This window comes from Novosphingobium sp. AAP83, assembly GCF_001295795.1.
Taxonomy (GTDB): domain Bacteria; phylum Pseudomonadota; class Alphaproteobacteria; order Sphingomonadales; family Sphingomonadaceae; genus Novosphingobium.
The window spans coordinates 24,382-47,634 of the sequence record NZ_LJHY01000004.1 but is presented as its reverse complement, the minus strand read 5'-3'; the positions used below and the strand labels follow the sequence as shown (position 1 = coordinate 47,634).

The window sequence follows — 23,253 nt, the reverse complement described above, 5'->3', positions numbered from 1 at the left end:
GCCATGCGCGCAATTGCAGTCACGCCCGGCCAGACCGGTCCGCACCTGATGCAGGTGGCCTTTATGGTCGATGACGTGGAGGCTGCGGCCAAGGCATGGATCGCCACGACCGGTATCGGGCCGTTCTATATGGTTCCGCACATCGAACTGGCGGAATTGACCTATCGCGGGGAACCGGGCGAGGGCTGTGACTTTTCGGTGGCGCTGGCGCAATCGGGCGGGATGCAGGTGGAATTGATCCAGCAGCACTGCGACCGCCCCAGCGCCTATCGCGATACGATTGCCAAGGGTGCGCAGGGCTTTCACCACTTCTGCATTTATACCGATGATTACGATGCCTGCCGCCAGCGTTATGTCGATCAGGGCTTTGTTGTCGCGGTGGACAGCAAGTTCGGAAACATGCGCTTCTGCTATGTCGATACATCGTCTGCGCTGGGCTGCATGATCGAGATTGTCGAGCAGGACGATGTCGAGACCGAGGCCTTTACGCGCATTGCCCAAGGCGCAGCTGATTGGGACGGTGTGACCGACCCGATCCGGCCTTTGTTCACTTAATAACTCATGAGAAAGGACTCAATGTCCATGAAATGCCCGATTGAAGACCGTCTTGAAATTCAGGACCTCATGATCGCTTATGCCCATGCGGTTGATACCGTCAGCGACATAGATGGCGTGCTTGACGTGTTTACCCCCGATGCCGTGTTCGATCTTTCGGGTATCGGCCTTGCTGCGCAACTGGGCCACGATGGCATCCGTGCATTCTTCACCAATGTTTTTGCCAACATGACGCACCACGCCCACTATCTGACGAACTTTGCGGTGACTGCCTATGATGGCGAGACGGCATCAATGCGCGCCTATGTGGTCGGCATGGGCACGGGCAAGGATGGCAGCACGGTGACGGTGAACGGGCGTTATTACTTTGACGTGGTCCGCACCGATGCTGGCTGGAAGGCTACCCGTTACACCATGGACTTCCTGATGCCGCTGACGGGCACGCTGGAAAACGCGAAGTAAGCCATTTCGCCAAAGATGACCGCCAGCAACACACTCCCGTTCGGGGGTGAGGGCGGACTTGCGCCAAGCAAAAAAGCAAACGGGAGACGCTTTCCATGACTGAAAAGACCAGCAAGGTCGGTCGCCGCCAGATTCTGGCAGGCGCAGGGATCGCCGCAGCCGCTGCCGCATCGGGCGGCATAACCAGCGCGGCGCGCGCAGCAGAAGCACCAGCGTCGGCGGACTGGGATCATGAATGCGACGTGCTGTGCATTGGCAGTGGTGCAGCTGCAGGCACCGCCGCCGTCACCGCGCTGGCTGCCGGGGCCAAAGTGATGATGGTCGAAAAGATGCCGATCCTTGGCGGCACGACCGCCAAATCGGGCGGCGTGACATGGGTGTTCAACCACTTCATTTTCCGCGAACAGGGCATTGCCGATCCCAAGGCCGATGCGCTGCGCTATACCGTGCGCTTTGGCTATCCGCGCCAGTACAATCCTGACAGCCCGACGCTGGGCCTTGATGAAAACCGCTTCCGCGTGGTCGAGGCGTTTTACGATCATGGATCGGCGGCGGTGGATCACTTGCGTGCGCTGGATGCGGTGCAGTTCAAGCAGTTCCGCCTGTTTCAGGTGGACAAGCCCGCGCCCGATTATGCCGATCACTTGCCTGAAAACAAGGTGCCTACGGGCCGCGCGCTGGAGCCTGCGGTCGGGTCTGGTTCGTCGCAGGGCGGGGGCAGCCTGGCCAGCCAGATGCACGCCTATCTCAAGGCCAAGGCCGTGCCGATTATGACGCGCACCCGCGTGACGCGCGTGATCAAGGACGCAACAGGCCGCGTGATTGGCGCAGAAGCCGTGCAGGGCGAAAAGACGCTGCGCATCAAGGCGAACAAGGGCGTGGTCTTCGGCACTGGCGGTTACAGCCACAACATGCAATTGTGCGACGTGCACCAGCCTGCGGTCTATGGCTCATGCTCCACGCCGGGATCGACCGGCGACTTTATCGCGATTGCGCAGGAAGCAGGCGCGATGATGGGCAATCTGGGGCTGGGCTGGCGCACGCAAGTGGTGCTGGGCGAGGCGCTGAAAACGCGCGGTATCGGGCTTGGCGCATTTGTGCTGCCGGGGGATTCGATGATCCTTGTGAACAAGTATGGAAAGCGCGTGGTCAACGAAAAGCGTGACTACAATGACCGCACGCAAGCGCACTTCAGCTATGATCCGGCGCACGAGGAATATCCCAACCACCTGATGTTCATGCTGTTTGACGAACGCAGCATCGATGCCTTTGGCGGCGCGTTCCCGTTCCCTGCAAACAAGGCCGAACAGCCGCACCTGATCGAAGGGATGAGCTGGGAGGAGGTGTTCACCAAGATCGACGCGCAACTGGCCGAATGGACCGGCCGTACCGGCGGCGCGCGGCTTGCGCCCGAATTTGCGGGCAATGCCAAACAGACGATCAGCAATTTCAACAGCTATGCCAAAAAGGGCGTGGATCCCGAATTCGGGCGCGGCAAATATCTGTACGACCGCGAATGGCACTTGCTGTTTTCGGCACGCCGCGCGGGCACGACCCAGCCCGAAAACCCGTATCCCAACAATACGATGCACCCGTTTGCGCCCAAGGGGCCGTATTACGCGATCATCCTTGCACCTGGCACGCTTGACACCGCAGGCGGACCGCAGATCAATGCCCATTCGCAAGTGCTGGCGGCCAACGGACAGCCGATTCCTGGCCTTTATGCGGCAGGCAATTGCATTTCGGCACCCACCGGCCAAGCCTATCTGGGCGCAGGTGGCACGATTGGTCCGGCGGTGACCTTTGGCTATATCGCGGCAAAGCATGCGGTGAGTGCATGAAGCATTTAGCGCTGTGCAGTGCGGCGTTGTTGGCTGTTGCTTGCAGTGCGCAGGCAGAAGTTGGTGTCCCGATTGCTGCGGTGTCCTATCAGGCAGACATCGTGCCGCTGATCGAAAGCCAGTGCGCCACCTGCCATCTGACGGGTGAGGAAGCGGGCGGGATGTCGCTGGTGGGCGATGTAGCGCGTGACTTCCTTGTGGGCCAGCCATCGCAGGAAGCACCGGCCATCATGCGGGTGGTAGCGGGCGATCCTGATGCCAGTTATCTGGTAATGAAGCTGGAGGGCACGCATCTGGCCCATGCCGGATCGGGTGGGCAAATGCCGTTCGGCGCGCCCCCGCTTGATGCCGGAAACATTGCCAAAGTCCGCCAGTGGATTGCGGACGGAGCAAAACCGTAACGGTCAGCCGGTGGGTAAGGCCGATGCGTGGACTTCCACCGCGTAAGTGCGCATGCGTGAGCGGTCAAACAGGCGTTGTTCATCATCGATGATTTCGGCCATCGTGGAGGGATCAGCCATGGCAGCAAAGCAGGCGTCGCAGGTGGTCTGATCGGGGAAATCGATTTCCAGTACCACGTCAAAATCGTGGACTGCATCGTTGCCGTCCAGCGGGTGCAAGTGTTTGCGGACATAGCGGGTGGCCCAGCCTGACAGGACCTTTTCACCGATCAGCCGGTGGCGCGTTTCATAATACGCGATGAAATCTGCCTTGGTCATGCCTTCGCGGCGTTTGAGCAGAGTGAGGACGGTGACCGTCATGTAAAAGCCTCAAGCCAGCGGCGGGTGGCATCGGCCACGGCGCGGGCGCGCAGGGCGGGGTGCGGGAAGGCATCGCGCAAGGCCTCTGACCGCAATTCGATGGCCAGCGGGATGTTGGCCGGAAGCGCGTGATAGAGCGCGGCCAGCGGCAGTGCACCTTCGCCGCACTGTTCGCGCAAGTTGATGGCATCGTGGATCACCGCATCAAAATCTGCGGGGTCGGGGCGCTGGGCAGGGGCATCGCAGAATTGCGCGTAGGGCAGCAGCGCGGGGTCTACGTTGGCGATTTGCGCGATGGTGGTGCCTGAACGGTCAACATGGATCGGATCGACCAGCAGCGCGCGCAAAGGGTGGGCGACCTGATCGAGGATGGCCATTGCGGCGGCAAGGTTTTTGACTTCGGTAAAGATGCCGAATTCCAGCGCGACGCGTATGCCCGATGCTTCGGCGTGGCAGCACAAGGCGGCCAGATGCGCGGCGGTGCGGGCATGATCGGGATCGGACGAGACGCAAAGCACGTTGGCCGCGCCCAGTTCTGCGCCGACATCGATTACCTCGCGGTGATCGTCAATCGCGCTGCCTGGAGCACTGTCGGGCTTTATCCAGATCACTTCGACATCGAGCAGCGGCAGGCCGGTTGCGGTCAAGGCGGTGCGGGCATCGCGGGTGTGAGCGGCGGTCCATTCCAGCGGATCGACCCACAGGCCGACCATATCGAAGCCGCCCGCGCGGGCGGCTTCGATGGTATCAACCGGGCCGAATTCGGGGACGACGCCCGAGGCGAGAGAGATCGGGTTCATCGCCCGGATCACATTACCGGTTCGGGCAGGTCCTTGTCATCCTGCAAGTACCAGTCGAGCCATTCGTGGAAGAACTGGTTGCCACGTTCGTTGCGGCCGAACATCAGTTCATCGTGCGCGCCCGATTCAAGGCCCTTCTGGATTTCAAGGCCGATCAGGTAGTCTTCGGTATAAGTCACATCGCGGAAGAAGTTCATAGCCGCTTCGACATTGGCACGGTCTTCCTCATCGCGGATCGGTTCGCGGCGGAGGTAATTGAGGACGGTGCGGTTCTCGCCCGGCGTCGGCCCGGGGAACAACTGCGCGACTTGGGTAATTTCAGGCGCGATGAAGGCTGAGACATTGGGGAACATGATCCGCACAAAATCGAAGCCGTTGTTTTCCTGTGTGCCCCATTCCTCGCGCGGGACATCCTGCAAGGCTTCGGCAATGCGGTGATGCGGGAAGCCGATGCGCTGGTGCGGGCCGAAGCCTTCGTAGTGCATGCAATTGGACGGGGTGCGCGGGAAGATCGTTTCGGGGTGCAACGAGGCGAAGTGATAGCCTTCGAGGTAGCCGTCATAGGCGACCTTCCAGTTTGCGCCGTGGATGGTGCGGCTGCCCATATAAGTCCAGTTGCCGAAATCGAGCGCATCGAAATCATCGAGGAAGCCCCGGAAATAGGCATCGACATCAATCGGCGCGTTGGGGGTGAGCACGACGAAGATCATGCCCGCGCGCTCTTCACACGGCAGTTCGCGCAGGCCCAGTTCGGACTTGTGGACTTCGCCGAATTTGCTGGCTTCGGAAATGCCGATCAGCTTGCCGTCTGCGCCATATGTCCAGCCGTGGTATTTGCAGGTGAAGCGGGCGCTATTGCCGTGGCCCTCGGATGCGACCGGCGCGGCGCGGTGCGAGCAGACGTTAAGGAAGGCGCGGACTTTGCCCGCTTTATCGCGGTTGATCAGCACGGGCATGCCCACCGCGTCCATCGCCTTGTAATCGCCTGCATTGGGCAATTCGGCGGTGAAGGCCAGCATCAGCGGCACGCGTTTGAAGATCAGCTCCATTTCCGCCTTCCACTGATCGGGATCAGTATAGCTGCGGGCGGGCACGCTTTTGGTGGTGTCGGTGAGGAAGGTCTGCTTGTTCTCGACATAATCGCGCATGATCGCGGCGACATTCCCGATACGCTCAATCCGGTTCATTGATTTGGCCTCTCCGTGCCCGTCATACGGGTCCATGGGTGGGACCATGCCTTGCGCAAGGGCGCGGGGGAAGCTGTGACAGGGGTTAGGTTTCGGGTTTGTTGCCGGATTGGCGGCATGGCCGAACTCGCCTTTTCGCCAATTGCGGGGCATTGCTGGGGCAGAGGACATGGGGCCATGATGATTGACAGCGCAAAACCGTGGGACTGGCTCCCGATTCCCGCACCGCATCAGACGGAATTCGTGCAGGCGGGGCTATGGGGGATGAAGACGCTGGCCGGTCTGGCGCAAGAAAGGGCGCGGGAAACGCCTGATTTCGTGTGCTTTATCGATGGCGAGGGCAGCTATACTTTTGCGCAGGTTCTGGCGCAGGCGCAGGCCTTGGCCGCAGCGCTGCATGCGCGCGGGCTGGGCGCAGGCGATGTGATCGCGTTTCAGGTGCCCAATTGGCGCGAGGCGGCGGTGATCAATCTGGCAGCGGTGATCGGGGGCATGATTGTGAACCCGATTGTGCCGATCTATCGCGATGCCGAAATGCTGATGATGCTGGGCGATTGCCGTGCGCGGGCGATCTTTGTGCCGCAAGAATGGCGGCGGGTGGATTATGCCGCAATGGCCGCACGGTGCCGAGATGCCCTGCCCGATCTGGAGCATGTGTTCACGGTGCGCGGCGAAGGGCCGGATGATTTTGCGGCGCTGGTTGCAGCAGGAGAAAGTGCAGCATTCGTTGCGCCGGACGTTGATCCGATGGGCGTGAAGATGGTGCTTTATACCTCGGGCACGACCGGGCGGCCCAAGGGTGTGCTGCACAGCCATTGCACGCTGGCGCATATCGTGGCGCAAAGCGGGCGGCACTGGGGGATGGAGGCAGGCGAGACGACGCTGATGCCATCGCCCGTCACGCATGTTTCGGGCTATGCCAACGGGCTGGAAGCGCCGTTCATCTGCGGGGTCCGGTCGGTGCTGATGGAAGTGTGGAACGCTGATGAAGCGCTTGCGCTGATCGAGCAATATCAATGCATTGGTACGGTGGCGGCAACGCCGTTTCTGGTTGAGCTGGCAGCGGCTGCGCGCGCGGCGGGCAAGGGTTTGCCCTCGTTCCGGTTCTTTGCCTGTGGTGGCGCGGCGGTTCCGGCAGACCTGATCCCGGCGGCCAATGCGGCGTTTGAAAACGCCCGCGCATTTCGCGTGTTTGGCGCATCGGAAGTGCCGCTGGTATCGTTTGGCTGGCCGCACGACGAAGGCCTTGCCGCGACAACCGATGGCGAAGTGGTGGATTATGACGTGCGGATCGTGGACCATGACGACCATGATCTGCCGCGCGGCGCAGAAGGCGAGATTCTGGCGCGGGGGGCCGGCATGATGATGGGCTATGCCGATCAGGCGCAGACCGCAGAGGCGATCACGCCCGATGGCTATTTCCGGACAGGCGATCTTGGCGTGCTGTCAGCCGATGGTGCGATCACCGTGACCGGGCGCAAGAAAGACCTGATCATCCGGGGCGGCGAGAATATCTCGGCCAAGGAGATCGAGGACGTGCTGCACACCCACCCCGCTGTGCGTGAGGCCGCCGTTGTGGCGATGCCGCATGACCGGCTGGGCGAGGGTGTGTGCGCTTATGTCATCGCGTGCGGGGAGGTGGATGGGGTGGCGCTGGCCGCGCATGTAGGCGCATCGGGGCTGGCCAAGCAGAAGATTCCGGAGCGGTTCGAACTGGTCGATGATTTCCCGCGCACCGCCAGCGGCAAGGTGCGCAAGGACCAGTTGCGGGCGGATGTGCGGGCGAAGCTGGGCCTGTAGCGAGGGTTACCCCTCGCTCATCGCCTTTGCTACACTGGCGTTGATCTCGTCGCGGGTGGGGTTGCGGCGCAGGGTCAGGCCGCCGTTTATCTGGAGGTTTTCGCCGGTCATGAAGCATTCGTCGCTGGCGAGGAATGCGACGGCGGCGGCGACGTCTTCCGATGTGCCCCAGCGGCCCAGCGGGTAGCTGTTGCGGAAGCTTTCGAACAGACCGGGGACCTGCTTGGCCTCGGCGTTCATCGGCGTATCGGTGAGGCCGGGCGAGATCGAGTTGGCGCGGATGCCTTCTTGCCCAAATTCATGCGCGATGCAGCGCACGATGTGATCGGTGCCGGCCTTGGTGCCCATATAGATGGCGTGATCGTTGAGCATGATCGTGGCGGTGGCCGAGCTGATCGTGATCAGCGATCCGCCGCGTCCGCCGAGCGACGTGGCCATCTTGCGGACCATGGCCTGAAAGAACTGGTGCGGGCCGACCAGTTGCAGCGCGGTCATCGCGTCCAGTTCTTCGCGCGTGACATCGAGGAACGGTTTGAGCAGGCCCCAGCCGGTGGCGTTGATCGCGATATCGATGCCGCCCATCGCGGCAACACCGGTTTCGGCAAGCGCGTTGACGCTGGCTTCGTCCGTAATGTCGCACGGTGCCCACAGGCATCCGGAGGCCGTTGCAAAATCAGCCAGCACATCCTGTTTGCGGCCTGCCACAAGGACGGTTGCGCCCTCTTCGATCAGGCGCTGTGCGATGACCTGTCCCATATTGCCTGCGCTGCTGGCGCCCAGAACGATGGCGGTTTTGCCGGTAAGACGTGGCATGGTCTGCTCCCGTTGCGTGTTTGCGCCTGCGTTATCACCACAGCAGCGATGCCTTTCCTGTTCAAAAGGGGAGTAGTGGCGCATGTCAGGCCGCTTCAAGGGTGGCATTATCGCAATAAATGGCAAAGAGGAGCAGGCGCATGGATCTGGGACTAAAAGGCAAGAAGGTTATTCTGACCGGTGGCAGCCGTGGCATCGGACGGGCAGCCTTGGAAATCTTTGCCGAAGAGGGCTGCGATGTGGCTTTCTTTTCACGCAATGCCGAACAAGTGGCCGCAACGGTTGAATCGCTTTCGCGCCATGGCGGCAAAGTGATCGGCACGGCGCTGGATATGAGCGATCACGATGCCTATCGCGCTTGGCTGTCATCAACGGCAGAAGAGCTGGGCGGTTGCGATATCTTTGTGCCGGGTGCCAGCGCATCGGGATCGGGCGCGACGGGCGATTGGGACGCGTGCTTTAACGCCGACATCAAGGGCACGGTCCTTGGCTGTGAGGCATTGCAGCCTTGGCTGGAAAAAAGCGATGCGGGTTCTATCGTGATCATGTCGAGCACGGCGGGCACCGAGACGTTTATCGTGCCGCAGGCGTTCAATGCGATGAAGGCAGCCTTGCTGACATATGCCAAGCAATTGGGCCAGGCCATCGGACCCAAGGGCATTCGTGTGAACGCCGTATCGCCGGGGCCTATCGCGTTTCCGGGCGGCAACTGGGAAGCGATCAAGGGCGCAGCGCCTGCGCTGTATGACGCGACCGAAGCGCAGTTTGCGCTGGGCCGCTGGGGCGGTCCGGATGAAGTGGCCAAGACCATCGTGTTTTTGGCGAGCCCGGCATCGTCCTACACCACCGGCACCAACGTGGTGATCGATGGCGGCTATACCAAGCGCGTCCAGTTCTAAGGATCATTACAACATGAGCATCGGGGACGGAAAAGTGGGTGCAGTGGCAATCCAGCACATCGGCGTGTCCGTCCCCGATCTCGAAAAGGCGCGTGAATTCTATCTTGGCTTGCTGGGCGCGGTCGAGGTGGGAACACCGCTGGAATGGCAAGCCAATCCTTTCGTTGATGCGATTGTCGGATTGAAAGACAGCGCGGCGCGGCAATTCATGTGCCGGTTGGGCAATGCCTTTATCGAAGTGTTCGAATACTCATCCCCGCGATCTGCGCCGCAAGACCCGGATGAGGGTGTAAACCGTTATGGTTACACGCATTTTGCGGTGCAGGTTGAAGATGTGCAGGCCTGTTACGAGCGCTTGCTGGCTGCGGGCATCCGGGTGCATGCGCCGCCAACGCTGGAAGGTATAACCGTTGACGCAGACGGCACCAAGCACGGCTATGCCGCCACATATTGTCGCGATTTCTTCGGCAACGTATTCGAGATCATGGAAATCTATGACCACGAACAGATCCGCGCGGTGTGGCGTGCGGGCGAAGGCGTGATTACGCCGGAGTGAGGTTTGGCTAATGCCTGACCATCGCGCCGCCATCGACCCAGACGCCGTGGCCTGACATGAAGCGGGCGTCGTCGCTGCACAGGAACGCGATGACATCGGCGATGTCTTCGGGCTGGCCCAAGCGGCGCAAGGGGGCTTTGTTTTCCCAGAAGGTTTTGAATTCGGGCATTTGTTCAAAGGCTGGCGCGGTCATCGCGGTGGCGATGGCGCCGGGCTGGACGCAGTTGACGGTGATGCCGAACGGCCCCAGTTCCGCGGCGGCCGATTTGGTGAAGCCGAGCACTGCGTGTTTGGATGCGGAATAGGCACATAGCCCTTCGTCGCCATGGCTGGAGGTGGTTGAGCCGATGGTGACGATGCGGCCTTTGCCCGCCGCTTTCAGATGGGGCACCGCATCGCGGACAAGCCGGAACACGGTCATCACGTTGACCTCAAGCACACGCGCGAAATAGGCATCGTCGTGGCCTTCGAGCGGGTGGAACGCGCTGATTCCAGCGCATGGCACCAGCGTATCAAGACCGCCCATCGCGGCGACGGCTGATTCGACAAGGCGTGCATTTGCCCCTTCGCCGGTAAGGTCTGCGACGAAATCGGCCCCATCTGTGGCATCGGCGGTGAACACGTGCGCGCCATCAGCCCGCAACCGGGCGGCGGTGGCAGCACCGATGCCCGATGCCGCGCCGGTGACAATCGCCCGTCGTCCGCTTAACCGGCCCGCCATGGGATCAGAGGCCATCGGCGATTTTGAGCACGAGCTTGCCGGTGTTTGCGCCGCTGAACAGGCGCATGAACGCGGGGTAGGCGTTTTCGAGGCCTGTCTGCACATCTTCATCGATGCGCAGTTTTCCTTGCGCCATCCATTCGGCCATAACCGCACCGCCCTCGGCAAAGCGCGGGGCATAATCCATGATCAGATAGCCATAGATCGTGGCCTGTTGCGCCAGCACCTGCCACATATTGCGGACGCCGATTTTGGTCGGAGAGTTGTATTCGCTGATCAATCCGCACAACACGATTCGCGCATGTTTGGCCAGATTCAGCAGTTCGGCATCAAACACATCGCCGCCCACATTTTCAAAAATCACGTTGACGCCACCGGGGGCTGCTGCACGGATTTCTGCGGCAAGCTGGTCAACCGATTTGCCTTTGTAATCAATCGCCACGTCAAAACCGTAGTCTTGCGTGAGGCGACGGCACTTTTCTGCGCCACCGGCAATGCCGATCACGCGCGCGCCCATGATCTTGCCGATCTGGCCGACAGCGGAGCCGACTGCGCCTGCGGCACCTGATACGAGCAGGGTTTCACCCGGCTGCGGTTTGGCCACGTCAATAAGCCCGAAATAGGCGGTGAGGCCGACCGCGCCCATTGCCGAAAGGAACCGCGATGGCGAATCGGCAATTGACGGATCAACCTTCATGGTGAAGCCGCCAGCTTCGTTTACAGAGTAATCTTCAAGGCCATTCATGCCCAGAACCCAGTCACCCACGGCAAAATCGGATGATTTTGAGGCGGTGATCACGCCGACTGTGGTGGCCCGTACAGGATCGCCCAAGGGGATGGGCGGCATGTAGCTGGGTGCATCGTCCATCCATCCGCGCTGCGCAGGATCGAGCGAGGCATAGCAATTGCGCACTACAAATCCGCCCTCGGGCGCATCTGGAACTTTTTGTTCCACAAACGAAAAGTCTTCGGGAACCGGTGCGCCATGGGGGCGTCTGGCCAACAGGAAGCGGCGGTTTACAGTCATCGGGTTCTCTCCGCGTTGTTTTTATGAAGATGCAGCATGGCTGGAGGATAGCACCTGTAACAAGTCGCAGTTGGTTCGGGAAACGGCAACGTAGATTAAGGGGGCGAGCTATCGCCCACATGAGGCGAGGCAGCCCATGAGGGAGGATACTGAATGAAAGCCTTTACTACTCGGCGAACGTTGACCGTTGCCTTGTCCACCACTGCGCTCGGTCTGGCGATGCCCGCCTTTGCCGCAGACGAACCCCAGAACGCAGCGCAAGCGCCGCAGAGCGATGTTTCAGCCGACGCCCCCGAGGAAACCGGTGCGATCATCGTGACCGCGCGTCGCCGTTCGGAAACGCTGCAATCAACGCCAGTGGCCATCACCGCTGTGAACACCGCGATGCTGGAAGCCAAGGCCGCCGTGAACATCGGCGATCTGCAAGGCGCGGCACCGGGCTTGTTGATCACGCAGCAGAATTCAGGCGCACAAGCCGCCAACATCTCGATTCGCGGCCTGACCTATGCCGACATCGAAAAATCGCAGACGCCAACCGTGGGCGTGCTGGTGGACGGCGTGGTGATCGGCACCAACACCGGCCAGTTGCAGGATGCGTTCGACATTGCCCAGCTGGAAGTGCTGCGCGGCCCACAAGGCACGCTGTTTGGCGCAAACACCATCGGCGGTGTGATCAGCATCCAGCGCTCGAAGCCCACGATGGAGCCGGGCATCAAGGCCGAAGCAACATATGCCCGCTTCGGTACTTTCGCAGCCAAAGCGATTGCCAATTACGGCAACGGTGAAAGCTGGGGCGTGAAGGCGTGGTACTTCCACAACGAGTCGGACGGTTTTTACCGCAACGTCACCCGCAATGTCAGCGCAGGCTGGAGCAACGCTGAAAACTATGGCGCCAGCTTGCTTTTCAAGCCGACAGGTTCGGGCTTTGAAGCACAATTGACCGTTGCCCAAGTGGAACAAGAATTTGATCCCGTGGTCAGCAACATCACCAACAGCAGCGAAGTGTTCTGCGGATTTATTCCGACGCGCGAATGCAATCGCAACAGCACCACCGACCTTTACACCACGTTCGGTGATGCCGCTTCGAGCAACTACAAGGCCCCTGAAGCTACGCTCGAATTGAACTACGATGCAGGTGCGGTCAAGCTGACCTCGATCACAGGCTGGCGCAAGAGCACCGAAGCCCAGACGCAGGACTTCGATGGTTCGTCGGCTGATCTTTATTACGTCGACCGCCGCCAGCACTATGAACAGTGGAGCCAGGAAATCCGCGCTGCGGGTGAAGCGTTTGATGGCTTCGATTATGTGGTTGGCGGATTCTACTTCAAATCGAAGTATGACCTGACGCAGTGGAGCCGCGTGTTCGGTTTCAGCCCGACCACGCCGCCAACCTTGTTTGACCGCAATGCGCAGCATGTGGTTGGCGAAACCGAAAGCTATGCGTTCTTTGGTGACTTCAACTGGGCGCTGAATGAAACCGTGCGTCTGTCGTTCGGTGGCCGTTGGAGCCATGACAGCAAGCAATTGTTCAATGGCTTTGCCGGTGGCAAGCTGATTGATCCTAACAATGTTCAGCGCAGCCAGTTCGTGCCGGTTGGTACGGGTAATGCCGATTTCAGCAAGTTCACGCCGAAGGTCGGCATCGATTGGCGTCCGAACAACGACGTGATGGTTTATGCTTCTTGGTCGCGCGGCTATCGTTCGGGCGGGTTCAGCCCACGCGCTGCAACCGCACAGACGGCAAGCACCCCGTTCCAGCCAGAAACGGTTGATTCGTATGAAGTGGGCGCAAAGTTCTCAGGCCTCGACAACCGTCTGGAAGTGAACATTGCGGGCTTCGTGTCTGATTACAAGGACATGCAGCAGAACCTGACCCTGCCCGGCGGCCCTACTGGCAACCAGACAGTGACCGGCAACGTGGCTGGCGGCGCTTTGATCAAGGGTATCGAACTTGATGGTTCGTTGCGCATTACCGACAATCTGCGCCTGACCGGATCGCTGGCAGTGCTGGATTCGAAGTTCCGCAACTTTGTCGCCAATGGCGTATTCGGAACAGCAATTGTGCCGTTCGATTATTCGGCCAACCGCCTGATCTATGCGCCTGACTTCACGGCATCGCTGGGTGCGGAATATACCCAGCCCACCAGCTTTGGCGATATTTCGGCCAATCTGGGCTGGCGTCATATCTCGCCATACGACCAGCAGCTTTCGGCAGCATCGCTGACGCCGACAACCGTTGGCGGCAATGTGACGCGCGTGACGGTTAACGGTAACGATCCGCGCGTGCGCACGACCACGCAGGATCTGGTCGATGCCAGCCTGACCTTCAACTTCGATCTGAACAACACCAAGGCTTATTTCCGTGTGTTCGGACGCAACCTTGCGAACGAGCGGACTTCGACTCACGCGTTTACCGTGGCGGGCCTGTGGTCCTTCGCGATGGCGCTTGAGCCACGGACGTATGGCGCGACGATCGGCTTCAAGTATTGAGGCCTGACGCACGCATAATCTGATCCACCTCGCCGGGGGGAGGGACCTGGAGTTTTGCTCCTTTGTCCCTCTCCCCGGATTTTTTGAAAGTTGCAGCCCATGTCCCGTCTTTCCGGAAAAATCGCGCTGATTACTGGCGGTGCTTCAGTGCCCGGCCTTGGCAGTGCCACCGCGCAACGCTTTGCCGAAGAAGGCTGCAAGGTGTGGTTGACCGACCGCGATCTGGCCGGTGCCGAAAAGGTGGCGCAGGGCATTCGCGACAATGGCGGACAAGCCACCGCGATGCTTCATGATGTGACCGATGAAGCGCAATGGGACGCCGTATTTGCCGCAATCGAGGCCGAAGACGGCAAGCTGGATGTGATGGTCAACAATGCCGGGATTGCGGTTTTGCGGCCCATCGAGGACATGACGACGGCGGACTGGCGCTTGCAGAATTCGGTCAATCTGGAAAGCGTGTTTCAAGGCACGAAGCGCGCGGTGGTGATGATGCGCAAGGGTGGCATCAAAGGATCAATCATCAATATTTCATCCGTTGCAGGCCTGATAGGTGTGCCCGCTTGCGGCGCTTATGCTGCGGCCAAGGGCGGCGTTCGGCTGTTTTCCAAAACCATCGCGGTGGAAACCGCAAAGGACGGTATCCGCGTGAATTCGGTGCATCCCGGCATGATCATGACCAACATCCAGGGTGTGGCACAGGAAGACAATGCCGCGAATTATGATGCCACAGTGGCTTTGATACCAATGGGGTACATGGGCGATCCAGCGGATATCGCGAACATGAACCTGTTCCTGGCGTCGGATGAATCGCGCTATGTCACTGGCACCGAACTGGTCGTTGATGGCGGAATGACAGCTCTTTAAGCCACCCAGCGGATCGCGTTTTCTACCAGACGGCGATAGTCCGGGCTGTCATAGGCAGACGGACCATCGCCGGGCTGGAGATAGACCAGACGGCTGCCCAAGGCCTGCTTTGTCCAGCCGACAAGATTTGATCCGGGCGGGTGATCCCAGCCTTCGCGCGAATACATCTCGCCCCGCACCGCATTTTCGGCAGACCAGAAGTGATCGCGGGTGAATGTGGCCGATGATCGCAGTAACGGCGTAACGCTGTCCCCATAAACCTGGCCAAGATAAAGCTCGTCCGTCAGGGTGAAGCTTGCGGGCAGACCTGCTGTGACCGGGTGGTCTGCAACCACATCAATGCTGTGCGTCACATCGTGGCAATAGCCGCTGTCGGTTACCCGTTGTCCGCGTGATGTGCCGGGATGGTAATGGAATTGTCCGCCCAGCCATTCGTGATATTCCCCCCATGTGGGCCATCCAGCGAGTGCATGATGCAGCGCGACCACGCCGGTCCCTTGTTCCAGCAAGGCGCGAAAGCCCGATTTCAGTGCCTCGTCGGGTTCAAGGTACAGCGGCGCATTTTCCGGTGCTTCGAAATCGAGGCCGGGCATATCGTAGAGCACCAGCGCATCGAACCCGCGCATGCCTTCGGGGTTCATCAGGCGCGCGGCGGCGGGCTGATCGACCATGGTCGCGGTGATCCCGTCCATCGCCTGGAACATCGCATCGAACGCGGTGCGATCAAAGGGATGGCCGCGCACCGCGACAAGGCATTTGAGGGGGGCGCGGTGGTGAATGATTGGCATTATGCGCCGACTTTCACGATGACTTTGCCGATGGCCTTGCCGGTCAGCATGCGGGCATAGGCGGTGAGGGTGTTTTCAAGGCCTGATGTTTCATCAAGGTTGACGGTCAGGCGTCCTTCCGCCTCCCATTGCCGCAAGGCGGGCAGGAATTCGGCACCGCGATGCAGGAAATCGGGGATGAAGAAGCCTTCGATGCGCAAGCGCCGCATCAGCACCTGATCAAACTGCGCGGGGCCGGGCAGGGGGGCGTCGTTATCATAAGCGGCGACCATGCCGCAGACGGCCACGCGGCCATAATGCGCCATATTGGGCAGGACTGCATCGAGGATGGGGCCGCCGACATTGTCGAAATAGGCATGGACGCCGCCCTCAATGCTGGCAAGGCGCGCGGCAACATCTTCGGACTTGTAATCAATCGCCATGTCTACGCCCAACTGCTCGGTAAGGTAGCGGCACTTGTCAGGCCCACCGGCAATGCCGACGACTTTCGCGCCAAGGTTGCGCCCTACCTGACAAGCCAGCGATCCGGTTGCTCCGGCAGCAGCCGATACGACCAGCCATTCGCCGGGCTTGATCGCTGCAACCTCTTTTACGCCGACATAGGCCGTCCAGGCATTCATACCCAGCGCGCCGAAGTGCTGGCGGATGTCGGCCACAGTTTCGTCCAGCGCTTCGAGGCCGGAGAGGGCGGGCACGACCGTTGCGTTATCAGCCCATTGCCCGAAGCCGCGCACCAACGTGCCAACCGGCCATGCTGCATCGCGGCTTTCGCTGATCCGGCCAAGCACGAGGCCCGCCATCTTTGAACCCAGCGGCAGGGGCGGCTGATAGCCATCGGTGCGCGGGCTCATCCACATGCGGGTGCCGGCATCCATCGAAAGCCAGCCCACTTTCACGCGAACCTCGCCCTGTTCCAGCACGGGCAGTTGTTCGGTTTGCAGGCTCAACGCGCTGGCAAAGTCTGATCCTTGGGGATGGCGGTCAAGCTGCCAAAAGCGGTTTGCGGTCATCGGGAATTCCTCTCGGTAACAGGAGGTGCCGTGACGACAAGCTTGCCACACCTAGCCAATAGATCAGGCTAGTCGATTGAGGAGGCGTGATTTTCGGCATGAAAAACTAAAGACGGGCGCGAGAAACTGTAACGAAAATATTCCAGGGAGACATTACCATGCGGTCATTTAGAACGCTTCTGTTAGCGACTTGCGCATTGACTGCGGCCACACCGGTCTTTGCCCAAGATGCGGCACAAGAGGGGGCCAGCAGCGGCGGGCTTGAAGAAATCATCGTGACCGCACGCAAGCGTGAAGAATCGGTGCAGACCGTGCCGGTTGCGGTTACCGCCATTTCCGAGCGCGTGATCCAGCAGCGCGATATCACCAGCATCGAAAAGATCGCAGGCGCGACGCCGAACCTTTCGGTCGGCCGTGCTTCGAACGGTTCGGGCGCGCAGTTGACGATGCGCGGCATCGGTTCGTCATCAACCTCGATCGGTATCGAACAGTCGGTCGCCGTGGTGGTGGATGGCGCCTATTACGGGCAAGGCCGCGTCATTCAGGAAGGCTTCTTCGATCTTAAGCGGGTTGAAGTGCTCAAAGGCCCGCAGGCGCTGTTCTTTGGTAAGAACGCGACGGCTGGCGTGATCTCGCTGACCACCAATGATCCGGGCCAGGACCGCGAATTCATCGCGCGTGCCGGGTATGAATTCCGCTCGCAGCAATACCTTGGCGAGTTCATCGCTTCGGTTCCGTTGTCCGATACCTTTGGTGTGCGTTTGGCCGTGCGCGGTTCGATGATGGACAAGGGCTATTATCGCAATGTCTCGGTCAACCGCACTTATACCACGGTTGATATCCAGAACCTGCTGACCGGCGGTGCTGGAAACCCGATCGGCCATCTTGCTTTGCCTGCTGCTGCCGATGCACCGGGCGAGGATGAATTGCTGGGCCGTATCACGCTGAAGTATACGCCGGACGACAAGCTGACCATGACGGTCAAGGGCTCGTTCGATCACAACGAAGTGAACAATTCGTCGTGGAACTATGTGGCGTACAATTGCGGCAACGCCAACGGCATCAGCCAGTTGACCGGCTATGCTTGCGGCACCGATTTCGTCACGCACCAGAACAACATGCCGGTTGATATTGCCGCCAACTTCCCCTTCGCGAAAAGCGACGGTTCGCTCTACAATCGCTATCGTTCGTGGGCGCTGAACGGCAATATCACTTATGCCGTCAACGATGATCTGACGATCAGCTCTGTCACCAATTACAACACCAACAACAACCGTTGGGCCTGCGCCTGCGACTTCCAGACGAGCAACAACGCAACGTGGGCGACGGAAAATTCCACATGGCGTGCATTTTCGCAGGAATTGCGTGCGCAAACCGCGTTTGATGGCCCGATCAATCTGATGATCGGCGGCCTGTACCAGAAGACCAAGCGCGAATTTGAACAGTATGTGGCCTTTGCGGGTTTGCGCGATGATCGGGCTGCTGCTGCCAACCGTTTTGTCGCTTCGGCCAAGACCAGCTTCACCGATGGTGAAACCACCGCGCTGTTCGGCCAGGTAACATGGGCAATCGTGGACCGGCTCGAACTGGCAGGCGGGGTGCGTTACACCCACGAAACCAAGGACAGCTATTTCACGCAGCCTTACAACAACATCGGCGTGCAGGGGATTTTCCGCGACGAGGCCGATCCCGATGGTCAGGGCGAAATCAGCGCACAGCAAACCTTCAACGACTGGTCGCCTGAAGTGACGCTGACGTGGAAGCCGGTTGATGATGTGCTGGTTTATGGCGCGTACAAGACGGCCTATAAGTCGGGCGGTTTCTCGAACGGCGGGATCAATTCGAAGTTTTCGGCTGATCCGCTGGCTGATCTCACCTTCAATCCTGAAAAGGCGCGCGGGTTCGAATTCGGCATCAAGTCAACCGTGCTGGACAACCAGCTTCGGCTGAATCTTGGCCTATTCAGCTATGCCTATGATGATTTGCAGGTCGATTTCTTCAACTCGCCGATCTTCGCGTTCCAGACGCTGACCGCCGATGCGCGCACCAAGGGTGTGGAAGTGGAATTCGAATATGCACCGCGCAGCCTTGATGGGTTGAACGTGCATGGTTCGATCAACTACACCCATGCGCGTTATACCAACTTCCCATCGGCACCATGCTATGCAGGCCAAACGCCTGCGCAGGGTTGTTCGCTGGTGGCAGGCGCGCCACGCCAGAACCTTGGCGGCAAGCCGCTGTCGGTTGCGCCTGAATGGACCGGCGCATTCGGCATCGGTTATGATGCGGCAATCGGTAACGGCATGAAGCTGGGTCTCAATGTCGATACACGCTATTCCGGTGCTTATCTGGCATCGGGCTTTGGCAATCCGTTCTCTGAACAGAGCAAGTATGCCGTGCTTGATGCGGGCATCCGCTTTGGCGCGGAAGACGATAACTGGCAGATCGCGGTGATCGGCAAGAACCTGACCAACCGCTTCTTCGTGAGCGGCGTGGTGGATGGCCCGTCGACCGGTGGCGGCACCGGCACGGCTGGCGGTATTCGCGCTGACCAGCTCGGTTTTGGCAACCTGCCGCGCACTGTTCAGGTGACGGTGACGAAGCGCTTCTGATTGCGAGAAGGCCCTTCGATGAAGCAATCCAGAGCCGCGTTTCATCGCTCTGGATTGCTTCTCCCCGCTGCGCGGGGCTCGCAGTGACGAATTGAAGGGTCTTGTCTGTCAGCTGCACGACAGCGCAACAAAAAAGGCGGAGCTTCTGGCTCCGCCTTTTTTGTGTTGTTGAAGGAGGAGCCGCTTAACAGCCCTTGGGTGCGTGCTGGCGGTGGATGTTGCGGAAGCTGCGGGTTTTGAACAGCCATTTGCCGTCAATCTTCACGCAGGTATCTTCATACTGGCCGCGATCACGCATGGTCACACCGTTCTGGTCATAGACTTCCGAGGTGTAGCTTCGCATTACGGCGGTATCGCCGGTCACTTCGATCGAGCCGGGCCATGCTTCAAACATGATGCCGGGATAGCTCTTCATCGCCTCGATCCACATCGCCTTGATCGCGGCGCGGCCACGCGTGGTGCCAAGTTCGGGGTAATCGGGCAGCGACCATTCGGCGTCTTGCGCCCATGTCGCTGCCCAATCATCGGCATCAATCCGCGTAACGGCATCGGCATAAGCCTCAAGCAGTTCGCGGATGGCGAGGCGGTCTTCGAAAGGGCCAGTGAACGGCATGGGTTTCTCTCCGGTTTCTTGTTGCTTGGGCACAAGAGTAACGCGGTGCCGCCCCTTGCGAACCTGTGGGATAGGCGAGGTTAGATCTGGATGGGCAATTCATCCATGCCGGGTTGGGCATCGGGCACGCAGACTTCGATCTGGCCGTTTTCGAGGCGCACCGGGAACTGGCGCAAGTCCTTGTACGCCCCGCCCACGCAACGACCGCTTGCTATTTCAAAGCGCGCGCCGTGCAGAGGGCACATTACCGCACCACGGCGGATGCGTCCGGTGGAGAGCAAGGCTGCCTGATGGGTGCAGCGATCATTGACCGCAAACAGGCCTTCGTCCGTTTTGGCGAGCAAGACGTGCCAGCCGCCGACTTTGGTGGCGACTTTGCCTTCTGCGGGGAATTCGGCTTCGGGGATCAGGGAGTGCCAGGTATCGCTCACGAAATGTCCTCAAGTCATGCGTATGGTGTGGATCGGGTCTGTGCCGCGATAGTCCTTGGCGGCCTGCGCCACCATTGCATAGAAATCAATAAGCGCTTGGGTGGGGGCGTAAAGTTCGGTCATCAGGCCCAGCGTTGCGGTTGTATCGGCAAAGGCAAACACGAAGCCGTCGTTCATTTCTGCTCGTAAGGCACAGGCGGCACCTTTGGCGGCAAAGCGCGCGATTTCGGCATCGACATCGTCCACAAAGATGGCGGCATGATGCATACCCCAGCGACCCGATCCTTCGGGGTAAAGATCGCGGAAGGGCGAGGGGCCGAGATTGTTCTGGCTGACAAATTCCACCATCACATCGCCCCATTGCCCGTAGGCCGATGTATGATCGAGCAGGCGTTCGGTGCCGCGATGGACCGCGCTTTTGAGCGGGATATTGTCGGCCACGAAGAATGGCCCCGATCCGAACGTGGCGTGATGTGCGCGCGCGGCGCTGCGCACATCTTCAACGAAGAACGCGACCTGGCGGATGGGGAGCGCGCCGGTCATATCGAGGCACCGCCATCGATGCGGAATTCGGCCCCGGTGGCAAAGGCGCTGGCATCGCTGGCCAGATAGACCGCAATGGCTGCGATCTCTTCGGGCCGTCCCAGACGCTTGACGGGGTGGACATCGACGAAGCTTTGGTAAAGCGCATCGGGGGTGTCCGATTGCGCCAGCACTTTATCGATGATCGGGGTGTGGATTGCGCCCGGATGGATCGAGTTGCAGCGGATGTTGTAGCCCTTTTCGGCAAAGTGCAGCGCGCAGGATTTGGTCATCAGCGTTACCGCCGCCTTGGCCGCATTGTAGGCGACAAGGTTGGACGAGGCTTTGACGCCTGATAGCGACGACATGTTGATGATTGATCCGCCGTGCGGCTTCATTTTGGGCAAGGCGGCCTGAATGCCCATGAACACGCCCAGCACATCGATATCCAGTTCGTGGCGGAACTGGTCGAGGGTTACCTCCTCAATCGAGCCGAGCGTGGTGATCCCGGCATTGTTGACCAGCACATCGATCCGGTTACAGGCGGCGATAGCACTGGCCCAGGATGCTTCCTGTGTCACATCAAGCGCGACGAACCGCGCGCCCAGTTCTTCGGCCAGCGCTTTGCCTGAGGTTGCATCGATATCGGCAATGATCACCGCTGCGCCCTCGGCCACATAGGCCCGGGCGATGGCTTCACCAAGGCCCGATGCGCCGCCGGTGACAAAGGCGGTCTTGCCCTCCAGAATTCCCATCACTCTGTCCTTCTTTTTGAGCCTATTGCCAAACCTAACTTCGTCATTGCGAGGAGGCGAAGCCGACGACGCAATCCAGAGGGTGTGTAATCCGCTCTGGATTGCTTCTCCCCGCTGCGCAGGGCTCGCAAATGACGAAGCCAAAGGGCTTGTTTGCAAACGGACTAGACGCCTTTCTTAATGCCTTAAATCAGGACGAGCGTTTTGCCGGTGGTGCGCCCGCTCATCAGATCGATGAAGGCTTCTGGCAGCTTTTCGAGGCCTTCGCGCACGTTTTCGAGCGGCTTGAGCTTTCCTTCGCTGAACAAGCGATCCAGCATGGCTTGCGCCTCGCCCAGCACTTCGGGGTGATCATAGGTGATGAAGCCGCGCATGGTCAGGCGGTTGACCACCAGTTGCCACAAGTTGCGGTTGCCGTGGGGGTTATCGGCATCATTGTATTGCGCGATCATGCCGCACACCGCGATGCGGCCATGGAGGCGCATCAGCGGCAGGACGGCTTCGAGCGTTTCAGCGCCGACATTGTCGAAATAGACGTCGATGCCTTCGGGGGCGGCTTGTGCGATGGCGGCGGCAAGATCGGGTGCGGCCTTGTAATCAATCGCCACGTCTGCGCCCATATCGCGCACGATTTGCGCCTTGGCAGGGCCGCCAGCAAGGCCGATCACGCGGCATCCGGCGGCTTTGGCGAGTTGCACGACGGTGCTGCCGGTGGCGCCGGCTGCGGCGCTGACCAGCACGGTTTCACCCGCCTTCGCCTTGCCGATTTCAAACAGGCCGACCCACGCGGTCAGGCCAACCGGGCCAAGCGCGCCCATATAGTGCTGCAAGGGCACGCCGGACACAGGTTCGACCTTTTCGATGCCCAAGGCGTCTGCGCCCACGACGTAGTATTCCGACCAGACCGCAAATGTGCGCAACAGGGTGCCAACCGGCCAATCGGGATTGTGCGATTCGACCACTTCGCCCAGCGACATGCCGTTGATCGGCGCACCCAGCGCAACCGGCGGCAAATAGCTCGGCCGGTCATCCAGGAACCCGCGAATGGCAGGATCGCACGAGCAGACGCGCATCTTCACGAGGATTTCACCGGGGCCGGGTACAGGCCGGGGGGCCACGGTCAGGGCGAAGTCTGTAGGCAGAGGCACGCCTGAAGGGCGGCGGACGAGGGTGATCTGGCGGGTTGTTTGCATGGGAGCACCTTAGCGACAGTGTGCGCTGTTCCGCGCTAGCTATATCGCTAGGTTTCGCACGAGGCCCGGTTAGGTGATCCTGCACAAAACCGGGAAGAGGAATATCAAAAATGAACATGACCGCAGCAGAAATGATCCAGTTCGTCGACGACCTCTATGCCGCGACCGGCGTGGGCGATTTCGACACGGCAGAAACGATGTTGACGGACGATTTCTTCATCACCGAAGCAGAAGGCCTGCCGATGGCTGGTGTCTATCGCGGCAAAACCGCGCTGCGCGAATTGTATGCGAAAGTCATGACGATGGTGGATGTCGTCGGGCTTGACCGCGTTGAAACGACAGCGGGCAAGGACCATGCGGTAACGATCCTGTCGTTCCGCTTTGCAGACCCGTCGTTGGCCCCTGCTGAATTGTGCGAAGTGTTCCGCTTTCGCGATGGCAAGTGCTGCGAAATCAAGCCGTTCTATTTTGATCACGCCGTATTTCAGGCAGCAGCAGCATTGAAGGCGTCTGCATAACAAAAAGAGGCTCCAGGCGCTTTGGACGCGCCCGG

At 60.1% G+C, this 23,253-nt stretch carries 24 protein-coding genes; 11 read left to right on the top strand and 13 right to left on the bottom strand.

Going from position 1 to position 23,253, the window contains the following annotated elements; all coding sequences use genetic code 11:
* Nucleotides 1-3 precede the first annotated feature (3 nt).
* The 4 genes from IP81_RS03145 to IP81_RS03130 all read left to right on the top strand — a co-directional run bounded on the left by IP81_RS03145 (nt 4) and on the right by IP81_RS03130 (nt 3,259).
* Nucleotides 4-555 (top strand): VOC family protein, encoded by a 552-nt coding sequence (locus IP81_RS03145; RefSeq protein ID WP_054106736.1) that lies wholly within the window; start codon nt 4-6, stop codon nt 553-555.
* Between the two features lie 27 nt (nt 556-582).
* A complete protein-coding gene (locus tag IP81_RS03140) occupies nt 583-1,017 on the top strand; it encodes a nuclear transport factor 2 family protein (protein ID WP_054106735.1) in 435 nt (144 codons plus the stop codon).
* Nucleotides 1,018-1,112: 95 nt separating this feature from the next.
* Entirely contained in the window at nt 1,113-2,858 is a 1,746-nt protein-coding gene (locus IP81_RS03135; RefSeq protein WP_054106531.1) for an FAD-binding protein, read from the top strand.
* The gene (locus IP81_RS03130; RefSeq protein ID WP_054106530.1) at nt 2,855-3,259 is read left to right on the top strand and encodes a hypothetical protein; all 405 of its coding nucleotides are present in this window, start codon (nt 2,855-2,857) and stop codon (nt 3,257-3,259) included. Before IP81_RS03135 ends, IP81_RS03130 begins: the two co-directional genes overlap by 4 nt.
* A 3-nt stretch (nt 3,260-3,262) precedes the next feature.
* Here the strand turns inward: IP81_RS03130 and IP81_RS03125 are convergent, their stop codons facing one another.
* The 3 genes from IP81_RS03125 to IP81_RS03115 are packed head-to-tail and all read right to left on the bottom strand — an operon-like array spanning nt 3,263 to nt 5,606.
* Nucleotides 3,263-3,619, bottom strand: a complete 357-nt coding sequence (locus IP81_RS03125; RefSeq protein ID WP_054106529.1) for an EthD domain-containing protein — start codon at nt 3,617-3,619, stop codon at nt 3,263-3,265.
* Entirely contained in the window at nt 3,616-4,419 is an 804-nt protein-coding gene (locus tag IP81_RS03120; protein ID WP_054106734.1) for a sugar phosphate isomerase/epimerase, read from the bottom strand. Before IP81_RS03120 ends, IP81_RS03125 begins: the two co-directional genes overlap by 4 nt.
* Before the next feature lie 8 nt (nt 4,420-4,427).
* A complete protein-coding gene (locus IP81_RS03115; RefSeq protein WP_054106528.1) occupies nt 4,428-5,606 on the bottom strand; it encodes an aromatic ring-hydroxylating dioxygenase subunit alpha in 1,179 nt (392 codons plus the stop codon).
* A 177-nt stretch (nt 5,607-5,783) separates the two neighbouring features.
* On the opposite strand from IP81_RS03115, the gene IP81_RS03110 reads away from it, so the two are divergent.
* Complete coding sequence (locus tag IP81_RS03110) at nt 5,784-7,406, top strand: AMP-binding protein (RefSeq protein ID WP_054106527.1); 1,623 nt, start codon at nt 5,784-5,786, stop codon at nt 7,404-7,406.
* A 6-nt stretch (nt 7,407-7,412) separates the two neighbouring features.
* Here the strand turns inward: IP81_RS03110 and IP81_RS03105 are convergent, their stop codons facing one another.
* The gene (locus IP81_RS03105; protein ID WP_054106733.1) at nt 7,413-8,219 is read right to left on the bottom strand and encodes an SDR family NAD(P)-dependent oxidoreductase; all 807 of its coding nucleotides are present in this window, start codon (nt 8,217-8,219) and stop codon (nt 7,413-7,415) included.
* A gap of 140 nt (nt 8,220-8,359) precedes the next feature.
* On the opposite strand from IP81_RS03105, the gene IP81_RS03100 reads away from it, so the two are divergent.
* Both IP81_RS03100 and IP81_RS03095 read left to right on the top strand, forming a co-directional pair.
* Entirely contained in the window at nt 8,360-9,118 is a 759-nt protein-coding gene (locus IP81_RS03100; protein ID WP_054106526.1) for an SDR family NAD(P)-dependent oxidoreductase, read from the top strand.
* Nucleotides 9,119-9,131: 13 nt separating this feature from the next.
* Nucleotides 9,132-9,674: a VOC family protein gene (locus IP81_RS03095; RefSeq protein WP_054106525.1), complete on the top strand. Its 543-nt coding sequence runs from the start codon at nt 9,132-9,134 to the stop codon at nt 9,672-9,674.
* Between the two features lie 7 nt (nt 9,675-9,681).
* Here the strand turns inward: IP81_RS03095 and IP81_RS03090 are convergent, their stop codons facing one another.
* Together IP81_RS03090 and IP81_RS03085 are read right to left on the bottom strand one after the other, a co-directional pair.
* Entirely contained in the window at nt 9,682-10,410 is a 729-nt protein-coding gene (locus IP81_RS03090; RefSeq protein WP_054106524.1) for an SDR family NAD(P)-dependent oxidoreductase, read from the bottom strand.
* Nucleotides 10,400-11,422 (bottom strand): NADP-dependent oxidoreductase, encoded by a 1,023-nt coding sequence (locus tag IP81_RS03085; RefSeq protein WP_054106523.1) that lies wholly within the window; start codon nt 11,420-11,422, stop codon nt 10,400-10,402. The genes IP81_RS03090 and IP81_RS03085 overlap by 11 nt, the downstream gene beginning before the upstream one ends.
* Nucleotides 11,423-11,575: 153 nt before the next feature.
* Between IP81_RS03085 and IP81_RS03080 the strand changes: the two genes are divergently transcribed.
* Together IP81_RS03080 and IP81_RS03075 are read left to right on the top strand one after the other, a co-directional pair.
* Complete coding sequence (locus tag IP81_RS03080; protein WP_054106522.1) at nt 11,576-13,912, top strand: TonB-dependent receptor; 2,337 nt, start codon at nt 11,576-11,578, stop codon at nt 13,910-13,912.
* 99 nt (nt 13,913-14,011) lie between these two features.
* Complete coding sequence (locus tag IP81_RS03075) at nt 14,012-14,776, top strand: SDR family NAD(P)-dependent oxidoreductase (RefSeq protein ID WP_054106521.1); 765 nt, start codon at nt 14,012-14,014, stop codon at nt 14,774-14,776.
* Here IP81_RS03075 and IP81_RS03070 read toward each other — a convergent pair.
* A complete protein-coding gene (locus tag IP81_RS03070) occupies nt 14,773-15,564 on the bottom strand; it encodes a ThuA domain-containing protein (protein WP_054106520.1) in 792 nt (263 codons plus the stop codon). The genes IP81_RS03075 and IP81_RS03070 overlap by 4 nt on opposite strands.
* Nucleotides 15,564-16,574 (bottom strand): NADP-dependent oxidoreductase, encoded by a 1,011-nt coding sequence (locus IP81_RS03065; protein WP_054106519.1) that lies wholly within the window; start codon nt 16,572-16,574, stop codon nt 15,564-15,566. Before IP81_RS03065 ends, IP81_RS03070 begins: the two co-directional genes overlap by 1 nt.
* Nucleotides 16,575-16,732: 158 nt before the next feature.
* Between IP81_RS03065 and IP81_RS03060 the strand changes: the two genes are divergently transcribed.
* Nucleotides 16,733-19,186, top strand: coding sequence for a TonB-dependent receptor (locus tag IP81_RS03060; RefSeq protein ID WP_054106518.1), 2,454 nt, complete (start codon nt 16,733-16,735; stop codon nt 19,184-19,186).
* Nucleotides 19,187-19,370: 184 nt separating this feature from the next.
* Here the strand turns inward: IP81_RS03060 and IP81_RS03055 are convergent, their stop codons facing one another.
* From IP81_RS03055 to IP81_RS03035, 5 genes are all read right to left on the bottom strand, one after another.
* Nucleotides 19,371-19,799, bottom strand: a complete 429-nt coding sequence (locus IP81_RS03055) for a nuclear transport factor 2 family protein (RefSeq protein WP_054106517.1) — start codon at nt 19,797-19,799, stop codon at nt 19,371-19,373.
* An 80-nt stretch (nt 19,800-19,879) separates the two neighbouring features.
* Nucleotides 19,880-20,230, bottom strand: coding sequence for a Rieske (2Fe-2S) protein (locus IP81_RS03050; protein ID WP_054106516.1), 351 nt, complete (start codon nt 20,228-20,230; stop codon nt 19,880-19,882).
* Nucleotides 20,231-20,239: 9 nt separating this feature from the next.
* Entirely contained in the window at nt 20,240-20,773 is a 534-nt protein-coding gene (locus IP81_RS03045; RefSeq protein WP_054106515.1) for a VOC family protein, read from the bottom strand.
* The gene (locus tag IP81_RS03040) at nt 20,770-21,507 is read right to left on the bottom strand and encodes a glucose 1-dehydrogenase (protein WP_054106514.1); all 738 of its coding nucleotides are present in this window, start codon (nt 21,505-21,507) and stop codon (nt 20,770-20,772) included. The genes IP81_RS03045 and IP81_RS03040 overlap by 4 nt, the downstream gene beginning before the upstream one ends.
* A gap of 185 nt (nt 21,508-21,692) precedes the next feature.
* Complete coding sequence (locus IP81_RS03035) at nt 21,693-22,700, bottom strand: NADP-dependent oxidoreductase (RefSeq protein WP_054106513.1); 1,008 nt, start codon at nt 22,698-22,700, stop codon at nt 21,693-21,695.
* 110 nt (nt 22,701-22,810) lie between these two features.
* On the opposite strand from IP81_RS03035, the gene IP81_RS03030 reads away from it, so the two are divergent.
* Nucleotides 22,811-23,218 (top strand): nuclear transport factor 2 family protein, encoded by a 408-nt coding sequence (locus tag IP81_RS03030; protein WP_082355933.1) that lies wholly within the window; start codon nt 22,811-22,813, stop codon nt 23,216-23,218.
* Nucleotides 23,219-23,253 lie beyond the last annotated feature (35 nt).